Annotated in this window: 9 protein-coding genes and 1 pseudogene; 1 reads left to right on the top strand and 9 read right to left on the bottom strand. The window is 45.2% G+C overall.

What is annotated here, in order from left to right; all coding sequences use genetic code 11:
* The 9 genes from EAO36_RS07835 to EAO36_RS07795 all read right to left on the bottom strand — a co-directional run.
* Nucleotides 1–1,230, bottom strand: a 1,230-nt coding sequence (locus EAO36_RS07835) for a phosphoethanolamine transferase (protein WP_235852419.1), incomplete at its 3' end; no start/stop codon positions are given.
* Nucleotides 1,176–1,619, bottom strand: a complete 444-nt coding sequence (locus tag EAO36_RS07830; RefSeq protein WP_162983285.1) for a hypothetical protein — start codon at nt 1,617–1,619, stop codon at nt 1,176–1,178. The genes EAO36_RS07830 and EAO36_RS07835, both read right to left, overlap by 55 nt.
* A gap of 133 nt (nt 1,620–1,752) precedes the next feature.
* Entirely contained in the window at nt 1,753–2,319 is a 567-nt protein-coding gene (locus EAO36_RS07825) for a restriction endonuclease (RefSeq protein ID WP_412779209.1), read from the bottom strand.
* Nucleotides 2,320–2,324: 5 nt separating this feature from the next.
* Nucleotides 2,325–3,239, bottom strand: coding sequence for an SAM-dependent methyltransferase (locus EAO36_RS07820; RefSeq protein ID WP_185963034.1), 915 nt, complete (start codon nt 3,237–3,239; stop codon nt 2,325–2,327).
* Nucleotides 3,240–3,299: 60 nt separating this feature from the next.
* Nucleotides 3,300–4,814: a protein hydE gene (locus tag EAO36_RS07815; protein ID WP_120948796.1), complete on the bottom strand. Its 1,515-nt coding sequence runs from the start codon at nt 4,812–4,814 to the stop codon at nt 3,300–3,302.
* Nucleotides 4,815–5,354 (bottom strand): HyaD/HybD family hydrogenase maturation endopeptidase, encoded by a 540-nt coding sequence (locus tag EAO36_RS07810; protein WP_104641000.1) that lies wholly within the window; start codon nt 5,352–5,354, stop codon nt 4,815–4,817.
* Between the two features lies 1 nt (nt 5,355).
* Entirely contained in the window at nt 5,356–6,030 is a 675-nt protein-coding gene (gene cybH / locus EAO36_RS07805) for a Ni/Fe-hydrogenase, b-type cytochrome subunit (protein ID WP_120955959.1), read from the bottom strand.
* On the bottom strand, nt 6,017–7,768 hold the full coding sequence (locus tag EAO36_RS07800; RefSeq protein ID WP_120948794.1) for a nickel-dependent hydrogenase large subunit: 1,752 nt from the start codon (nt 7,766–7,768) through the stop codon (nt 6,017–6,019). Before EAO36_RS07800 ends, cybH begins: the two co-directional genes overlap by 14 nt.
* On the bottom strand, nt 7,761–8,963 hold the full coding sequence (locus tag EAO36_RS07795) for a hydrogenase small subunit (protein ID WP_120948793.1): 1,203 nt from the start codon (nt 8,961–8,963) through the stop codon (nt 7,761–7,763). The genes EAO36_RS07800 and EAO36_RS07795 overlap by 8 nt, the downstream gene beginning before the upstream one ends.
* 131 nt (nt 8,964–9,094) lie before the next feature.
* Between EAO36_RS07795 and EAO36_RS08580 the strand changes: the two are divergent.
* Nucleotides 9,095–9,330, top strand: a pseudogene (locus EAO36_RS08580) (hypothetical protein); the annotation flags it as partial.

Here is a 9,330-nt window from a genome sequence, read left to right as displayed (position 1 = left end):
AAAATGCGGGTCAAAAAGGTTTTTACTCTCTAAGTTATCTTTGGTGTGTATCCCAACGATGGGCAAAAGGGCATGGATTAAATCATCGCTCATAAAGGGTTTATGCACCGCTCCAGCGATTAATTTAACTTTATCGGGGTGCTTTTGCTTGAAGATATCTGTAACATAGACCATAAAAGGGATTTCTACACCATGTTTAGAACAGCTATGCCCGTAAGTGTTGGAGCTTTGGAAAATGTCTTGAGCGTGATCAGATAGGTAAAAAATGATAGCGTCTTTACTCTTGAAAAACTGGAAAATTTTATTTAGTATGTGATCGGTGTAGTAAATGGAATTCACATAATCAGCAACAACTTGTTTATCACCCTCATTTTGGACATGTAAGCCTTGATAGGGGATGTCTGTGGTGGTGAATTTGGCAAAACTTTTAGGGAAACGCCGGCTATAAATAAAATGACTCCCAAAGAGATGTAAGAGGATAAAATTTTTATCTTGTAATTGGGGGCGTATATGCCCTAACATTTCAAACGCCCAAATATCTTGGGTGGCTTGTGGGATGTCTAAGGGCGCATTTGTCCAGTATTTATGGGTGAAAGGGTGGGCTAGGTGGGCGTAAATATTGTTCCTAGACAAGTCATCTTGGACATCTATCCAAAATGTTTCATACCCAGCTTGCTTGAACACCTTCCCTATGGTGTTATAGGCATACCAAGGCGTGTTTTTATGCTCAAAATCCCCATAACTGAGCAAGGTAGGAAAAACGGCTGCCGTGATAGCATAAGCAGAAATGACATCGTCAAAAACAAAGAGGTTTTGGCTTTTTTGTAGGGCATTAGCTAGTGGGGTGTTAGGTACACCATAGCCATAAACCCCCATAAAATCCCTAGATGCACCCTCCCCTATAATTAAAATCACATTAGGCACGCTATTGCTCTCCACGCTTAAATAATCCTTTTCTAAGGGCTTTCTAAGGTTTTTGTATAAAGTTGCGCTTCCTGTGTAGTCCTTAATGGTGGTGGATATAGCCAAGATTTCTTTAACAACGGGGATATTATGCGTGGTGATATTGGGGTTAATCACAATCCCATGCATGCCTTGTAAGTAATAGTTGATCCCTGTATGCACGCCAAAAACTCCAAAAAGCCCTATTAAAAGCCCATAGCTAAATTTGCGGCTTAAATTGATTCCCCCCCCCCCCCCCCCCGCACAAACCCCAAGAATCCGCCACAAGCAAGAACATAAGCGCACACAAAGCCCCAATGGGGCAATAACATGGCATGCATAAATTCTTGGGTTTCTCTAAGATTGGTGGCCAATAAAGTCCCCACTAAAGCTGGGGTAAAACCTGTGTGCAGATAGTAGGCACTGAAAAAATCAATGCCTGTGAGCACCAGACTGATAAGGCATAGAGTGCCTTTTAAGATATTTGTGATTTTATGCGAGGGGATAAAGGTCAAAAGAAAATAAAAAACATAAAAGAAGGCAAAGCCATAAAAAGCCACCAAGAGTATTTGTGCAAAAAGCTCGCCCCTTGCTTGCACCGACACAGAAAACCCACTAGCGACTATAGGCATAAGCCACATCAGCCAAAAATACTTGTCTAGAACAACTTTACCCATTAAATCTGTGATCTTGTTAATGCCAACCTCTCCCAAATAGATACTTAATCTGCACCATTGCTAATCAAACACTCCAAACCGCCCCCTTTTAGCGGATACAACCTAATCTACCCCCCCAAAGCCCTACACAAAACTAAACACACAAACCATCATGAATCAAAAAAGCCCGTAAATCCTTTTCAAAACTTGTGATGGGTTTTAGATCGCTGAGGGTGAGGGTGAGTTTATAATTGGCTTGGTTACCCGGATTCATGGCTACCAGCTGTTTTTCTTTATTGTGGATGCGAATCACCTCTTTGCGTTCCTTGTGTTTATAGATATAGTCTTGTTTTTTGTCAATAATATAGTAATGCACGCTCTCAACCGTGATGCCCAACAAAATAATATAATCGTAGTTGTATTTGGGGTTAATCCCATTGAATTGGAAATTATTATTGTTGAGACCCTTTCGAGCCGTCTTGATTTCCACTTTCTTGCCCTTGGAGAGCAGATCATATTCATCATGAATAATCTCTTTATTGCACGGGTCTAGGGGCAAACCCAACAGCTCGAACACTTCCTTCATAAAACTCTCTCCGATTTGACCTATAGCATTCCCCTCAAAACGCAAAATTTTTTCAAAAATGCCACTCCTCCGCTTGCTTTCGATTTCCTCGTATTTTTTCTCCACTAGGTTTAACAAAACTTGGTTAAAATCCAATGACATCATAAGCCTCCATCTTGCAAAAGTCTAAAAATATGGGATTTCCCAATGTGCCTACAACCATTTGTGGCTAGCGAACTATACTTGATCCAATCGGCGTTTAAGAACAGAGTATCCAGTCTTTCTTTGGGTGCATTTGGCGTATAAATGATGGCGATCCCGCTTTTATACTTGACATGGGCAAAATCTCTCACAACGGCGTTTTCTTTAAAAAATGTGCTGGAGAGGTAAAAATTTGCCTTTTTATTAAAAATCCATTCCTTGCCACATTCTCTATTTTTGGCTAAGGACACGGTAACCACTTTGACAATGCTGCTAAAAGGTTCGTGCTTTTCTTTCTGGCGGTACCAGCTAAATTCCTCTGTGTTGTTTTGGTGGTTTTTGCTCCAGATCTGGAAACAACAATGCACATCTTTTTCCCTCCCATCGCTCAAGTAAAAAGAATTTTTGGGCAAACTCTCTTCATAGAGCAGGTGCAGACCACGCACGCGATAACGCACAGACCCCTTCCCCAGACTTTGGAAAAACATGGGCAAAATGAAACAGACAAAATCAGCGTCTTTGGAGTGGTTGATAAATTCTAATGCTAGCACCCCGCGGTGTCCAAATGGGGGATTGCCGATGACAATTAGGGGTTTAGAGGGTAGGGTAAAATCTAAATAATTGGCTTGTATAGTGTCAAACTTGCTTGGACTAATGTCAATGCCAATTTTGGCTTCTGGCAAAAGGGTGTAAAAACAACCATCACCCACACTGGGTTCAAGCCAAGTGTATTGCTCCAACGCCTCATATTGGCTAATCACCTCTTTAGTTTTAGTCAATAACTTTTGGGCGATTTCAGGTTTGGTAAAATAGGCATCCAAGCGATTTTTGGCATTCCTCTTCATCTGAGCCCCATTAACATACCTCAAATCCATGGCATAAACCTCCAGAAATGGCACATTTTAGCCTATTTTGGCTGATTTAGAGCGTATTCTCTAGGCTAGGTAATCCATGTGTTTGAGGGGGAAGATAGGGGTGCATTCTTTGGGGAAATATTCAACACAGAGATCCAAAAAGACTTTTTGCAAAAACACTTCCCCACACAGATAGACATGATTAAGGTGGAATTGGGTATGTGTGTCATAGATGATATTGCCTAAAAATTGCGCCAAAGAGTCGAGGATACCAAAACACATGGTGGGTGCGTCCGTGCCCCCTAATGCATAGCTCATCGCGCTTCTGAGTGTGGGAGCGGGGTTGAGATTGGGGGGGTCTTTAGCCAGCTTAAAATCAATATAAGGTCCCTTGGTGCGTAGAAAGCTTTTGGCTTGATCGAAGAGTGCGTATGGGTCGTGTGTCTTGCTCAAACCCAAAACTTGGAGCAAGCCAGCCAAGAAGTCTAAAAGATTATGGCTTGGCTCTGTGATAGGGCTTTGCTCTAGGCGGGCGCATAACTCCGGGTAGGCTTTTTGGTAGTTGGCATAGAGCTTACGCCCCTTAGCATTTTTCTGCACTTCTTGGAGCAATGTGCTAGGAGAGGTGGGCACTTGCCAGCGCAACAATTCTTTATAAACCCCATCATAGACCCAACAGCAAGTGGGGCGTTCAAAATTCAAATACAAGACCAAATGGGGCTCTTTGGGGGCTTCTTGGCGCACAAATTCTAAGGTGGGGTTGGCATGTGTGCGGGCATGGGGCAATAGGAGTCCATTTTTGGCCACGCTGAAGACTTGATGGGGAAAACTCGGGGCTTTTGTGGTGTAGCTCAAATGCGGGGTATTTGGGCTGGGTGCCATAAACAAATAAGAGATGTCTCGCTTGAGCCCCAAGTGTGCCAAGAGGGCAAGCCCAAAATCATAGGGCAATTGGGCGTAAATCTCTAGACCCTTAAAATCAGATACAAAGACTTCTTTGAGGGTCGCTACAAGTTGGGGCTTCTCTAGCGTGCAAAGTGCCTGCGCGCTTCTTTGATCCAAACGGGTTAAAGAGAGGACACTGGCCAAATCCATAAAGAGTACGCTTGAGTTTTCTAGGGGGGTGCAAGAGAGGGTGTAAATTCCCCTAGAGGTCTTTAAGATCACATGTTGTTTTTGCTGGAGGCGATCTAAAATATCTTGAAAAGCATGTGTTATTTCTGCAAAGTCCAAGCAAGGTTTTTGCTCATAAATGACTTCTCCAATCCCATCTAAATTGCCATGTTCTAGGGCATTGCGCTCTTCTAGCACATCTATAGGAGGGGCCATTTTAGGGGAGGTATTGAACTCTAGAGTTTGCCCGGTTACCTCCACGCCTACAAACTTAAAACTGAGTGCTAGAGGCAGGTGTTGGCTTAAAAAATCGGCAAAGCTTTGGGCTTGCTGTGGCGTGGCTTGCAAATAGAAAGCCTCTGGGGTAGTGGCATAGGATAAGTTTTGTGCGTGTGCATGCGCGCTTAAAAAATCCATTAACAACGCCCCCACTTGTGTGCCTAACTCCCCAATCGATTCAAATTTAAACACAAAGTTTTCCATTCAGATCATCCTATAAGAAGTTTGGGCGATTGCCTCTAGACTCTTGATTGTGGATTTGGGAGTAACGCACACGCCCCATTGCGTTAAAATCTCCAAAGCCTTTTCTATGGCTAGGTGTGCCCCCTTGAGCATGGAAGGGCTGAGATCAAAGCTGGTATTTTCTTGCAAAATGGAGGGGACTAGACCGATGATGGTGGTGGGAGGCAAATCGCCCATCAAGGCGGTAAGCTTCAAGGTTTGCAACATCTCCACCTCATGCGCGCTCCCTGCCCAAGTGATGTCTGGAGGGATTTGTTGGAAGTCAAAACAATAGAGATCGCCCACTTGAGCCCCCGCCACGCTCACACAATCCAAAAGCAAGAGATGATCGCATTCCACAATCCAAGGGATTAACGCCTGCGCCATAGTCCCCCCGTCCATGCATTCCACCTTGTGTGCGCCCCCAAAGCGGTAATTACATGCCAAGAAGTTGGCCAAATGCACCCCCACCCCTTCATCGCCCAGTAAAATATTGCCAATGCCCAAGATTAGGATTTTCAGATCAATCCTTGACATAACGCATGCCACTAATCATGCTATCAGCCCCACCATCGGGGAACCTAATGGAGTGGAAAACCACCATATAAACATGCACGGGCACAAAGAGGATAATCCCCCAAGTGCTCAAGTGGTGGATATAACGCACATTGGAAAGCCCCCCACACAACACCTCAAACCATTTAAACAAGGGGGCTAAAAATGCGCCTAAGCCATTGTGATAGACATTGTAGTAGAGCACCACCCCGCTTAGAGAAATGAGGACCAACAAGATACACAAACTCAAATAGGCGATGAATTGGAGGGGGTTGTAAGCCCCTGCGCCACTATGCGCCTTACTGATCCAAAAATACACCTTGAGTTGCTTGATCCAAGCGTCCAAATCCCATACATTCCTAGCCGATGAACGTTCTGCATGGCTTTTGCGATCAAAGAAGAAGAGATAACACCTAAAAAGAGAGACAGCAATGAGGATAAAGCCCAACATGATATGCGCGCTGCGGATATAGGCTTGCAAAAAATACATGCCACTATAAACACTGGAACTGGGTTGTAAAAAGGGATAGGCGATATAAAACCCGCTCCCCACTAGAAAAAAGATGGCAAAGGCACGCATCCAATGGAACAAACGCACAAAGCCGGAAAACTCTTGGTAAGCGTGGTAACTATTCTTTGGCATGGTGTACCCCCTTAATAAAACTGGGTTGGACTTTAAATTCCCCCAAATGAGCCCCTTTTAAATCCATCACATGCACCGAGCATGCAATGCAGGGATCAAAAGAGTGGATCGTGCGGATGATCTCTAGGGGTTGGGTTAAATCTGCGATTTTAGTGCCAATCAAGCTCATCTCATAAGGTCCCTTTTGCCCCTGAGCATCTCTAGCTCCTCCGTTCCAAGTAGAGGGGACGACCGCTTGGTAATTGGCGACCACCCCATTTTTGATCCGTACCCAGTGGCTTAACATGCCTCTTGGCACTTGCCCGATGTAACGCCCCCTGTATTCTTTATTCTTGTCAATTTTATAGGGCGCGCATGTGCTCTGATCGGATTTGAGGTTTTCCACCAAAGAATCCCAAGTTTGTAAGCCATTTTCCACTAAAATCTTGGACTCTAAGCAACGCGCGGCGGTGCGCCCCAAAGTGCTAAAAATCGCCTCGATGGGCAATTGGGTGTCTTTTAAGAATTGGTGGGCTACTTTGGTCGTATGGGGATTTTTAGCTGCCAATCCTACAGCTAGGGATGCCAAAGGTCCCACCTCCATAGGTAAGCCATTATAGCGGGGGGATTTGATCCAAGAATATTTGCCCTGCGTGTCCAAAACCTTACTGGTGACCATTTCACCATCTAAGCCTACACTCTGCCCCTCTTTAAAGCCAGTATAATGGGGGGTGGTCTCTCCATCATAGGGGTGTAAAGCTACCGCATCATGGTCATATTGATACCATGAATGCGTAACCTCCTCTTTGATGAGGTTTTCATCAATGGGATGCAAAGTGCCCAAATCCCCATTGAGCACCACCCCAGAGCTCAAAAGATACTTGCCCCTACTCAATAAAATCTCCTCATGGGCGATGAAATTTTTAAGCCCACAACCTTTTAGTACGCTGTCCTCTTGATTGAACATGCCTGCTGCCATCACAATATCCGGGTAATAAGCCCGTTGCACAAAATCTTTTACAACCTCAAATTTGCTTTTCCACTCACCCAAACGGGTAGGGTCTAGCACATCCATAACAGAAGTGATTCCGCCCACGGTCAAACTCTGCGGATGGGGCTGTTTGGCCCCAAAAATGGCGGTCATCTTGGCTGCCTCTCTTTGGACGCCTAGCAACCTCAAATAGTGGGAGAGCACAATGAGATTTTGCTCCGGACTTAGATGGTAGGTTTTATGCCCGTAATAGCCATTAGCAAAGGGACCTAATGCCCCCTGTTTGGCAAAATCCCCCACGCGTTTTTGCACTTCTTTAAGTTCATCTTCCCCCGTGCCTAAGGGATAATCGCTATATTGGAAGGCAATTTGGCTAGCCTTTTTAGGGTCGGCTTTCAGCGCGCTCAATAGATCGCACCAATCTAGCCCATGCAAAGTGTAAAAATGCACCACATGGTCGTGCAACAAAAGCGCAATATTCATCAAGGAGCGCACCAACTGGGCGTTATAAGGGGGCACAATCCCTAAAGCATCCTCAACTGCACTAATGCCCGCTTTGTAATGTGAATAAGTGCAGACTCCACAAATGCGTTGGGCGATAAAGCCCGCATCGCGTGGATCGCGATTCTTAATGATGGTTTCTAGCCCCCTAAAGAGAGTGGAAGAAGAAAACGCATCGGTGATCACATTGCGATCATCTACGATCACCTCAATGCGCAAATGCCCCTCAATGCGGGTAATGGGATCGACAATGATCTTCTTAGCCATGTGAACTCCTCATTTCATCCTCACTGGATTGATCTTTGTTTTTGGCTAACCCTGAGATCACCGCATGCATCGCAATGCCAATCGCACTAGCACTCAGAGCTACAATGCCTACACTATCTGCCACCCTATCAGCCCCCACCCCCCCAAAAGCACTGGTAATGGGTGTGATCAAGCGGTTAGAGATGGGTTCTTCAAAAGGACTCATGGTGTCCCAAAAGTTGGGCTCAGAGCACCCAATACAGCCATGCCCAGCCCCAATAGGCCAATTTGTGTGGGAATTAAAGCGCAATTTGGAGCAATTATTGAATGTATAAGGGCCCTTGCAACCCACTTTGTAAAGACAAAAGCCATTTTTGGCATTTTCATCTCCAAAGTGCTGGACAAACTCGCCCGCATCAAAATGCCCTCTGCGTTCGCATTGATCGTGTATCCGGTGTCCATAAGCCCAAGTGGGGCGGTTATAGGCATCTAATCTGGGGGCTGTACCAAACATGAGCAAATAGAGCACATTACCCACAATGTTTTTCTCACTAGGCGGACAGCCGGGCACATTGATAATAGGTTGGCTGATGATCTTGTTTAAAGCCTGTGCATTAGAGGGGTTAGGGTAAGCTGCCTGCACGCCCCCAAAGCTCGAACATGTCCCAATGGCTAAAATGGCTTTGGCATATTTGGCCGCATGGATACACTCTTGTGCCCCCGTGCGCCCCTCGCTCCCAATGGTTAAAAAATACTCTGTGCCTTGAGGAATCCCCCCCTCTACCATCAGAATATAATTCCCTTTATGTTTTTGGATCGCCTGCTCTAAGTTGTGTTCTGCTTGGTGGCCACTAGCCACCATAATAGTCTCGTGGTATTCTAGGTTGATATAATCAAAGATTACACTATCAATGCTGGGGTCTTCGCTCCTAAGCAAGCTTTCGCTACACCCCGTACATTCTGCCATGTGTAGCCAAATGACTGGGAGGCGATTGGCCATCTCAACGGCTTTGGCAGTTAAGGGCACAAAGCTAGCCGGTAAGGCTAGAGTGGCTGTCATGGCACTCACCCACTTCATAAAGTCGCGTCTCTCTAAGCCTTGCTTGGCTAATTCCTCATGGATATTTTTATCAGGGCGGTTAGCCTCCAAACTAGTGAGTGCTTCGAGCCGTTGAGAAATCTGATCAAAGAGAACGCGTTCATAGGAGTCTTGCATGGAACTTCCTTTTGTTGAGATGATCTTAATTATACTCTAGCTAAGACACGCAACCCTTAACTCTCTTAAAATAGTCTCAAAAATGACCATCAAAGTCCAATCAAATCTAAATCCGGCTTAGAGATAATAAATTGTGCCAAACGGGGTTTAGCGGTGGAGAAGTTGCCGGTGCGTCTGATATATTAGAATCGGGCGGAACTACCATTAAGCCCTCTGACTTGCAGATTAATACCCCACCATCACATGGCAGTGCGTTAAACCCCGCAAGCAAGAATGCCAAATCCCCACTTAAAAACCCCCATGGCAAAGGGGATAATGATTGGGTGATCCAGCCTACGAATATAAACTCCCTTAGTTTAAACCAATC

It is taken from the genome of Helicobacter mehlei (assembly GCF_003660265.1).
In the GTDB taxonomy this organism is placed as follows: domain Bacteria; phylum Campylobacterota; class Campylobacteria; order Campylobacterales; family Helicobacteraceae; genus Helicobacter; species Helicobacter mehlei.
Note: the sequence above shows the minus strand (reverse complement) of the source record. Positions and strands in the feature narration are given on the sequence as shown.

Bases quoted from the DNA above. Each gene is read 5' to 3' on its own strand.
- EAO36_RS07830 (WP_162983285.1), bottom strand. From the start codon at position 1,619: ATGGGTAAAGTTGTTCTAGACAAGTATTTTTGGCTGATGTGGCTTATG.
- EAO36_RS07820 (WP_185963034.1), bottom strand. From the start codon at position 3,239: ATGGATTTGAGGTATGTTAATGGGGCTCAGATGAAGAGGAATGCCAAA.
- EAO36_RS07815 (WP_120948796.1), bottom strand. From the start codon at position 4,814: ATGGAAAACTTTGTGTTTAAATTTGAATCGATTGGGGAGTTAGGCACA.
- cybH (WP_120955959.1), bottom strand. From the start codon at position 6,030: ATGCCAAAGAATAGTTACCACGCTTACCAAGAGTTTTCCGGCTTTGTG.
- EAO36_RS07800 (WP_120948794.1), bottom strand. From the start codon at position 7,768: ATGGCTAAGAAGATCATTGTCGATCCCATTACCCGCATTGAGGGGCAT.
- EAO36_RS07795 (WP_120948793.1), bottom strand. From the start codon at position 8,963: ATGCAAGACTCCTATGAACGCGTTCTCTTTGATCAGATTTCTCAACGG.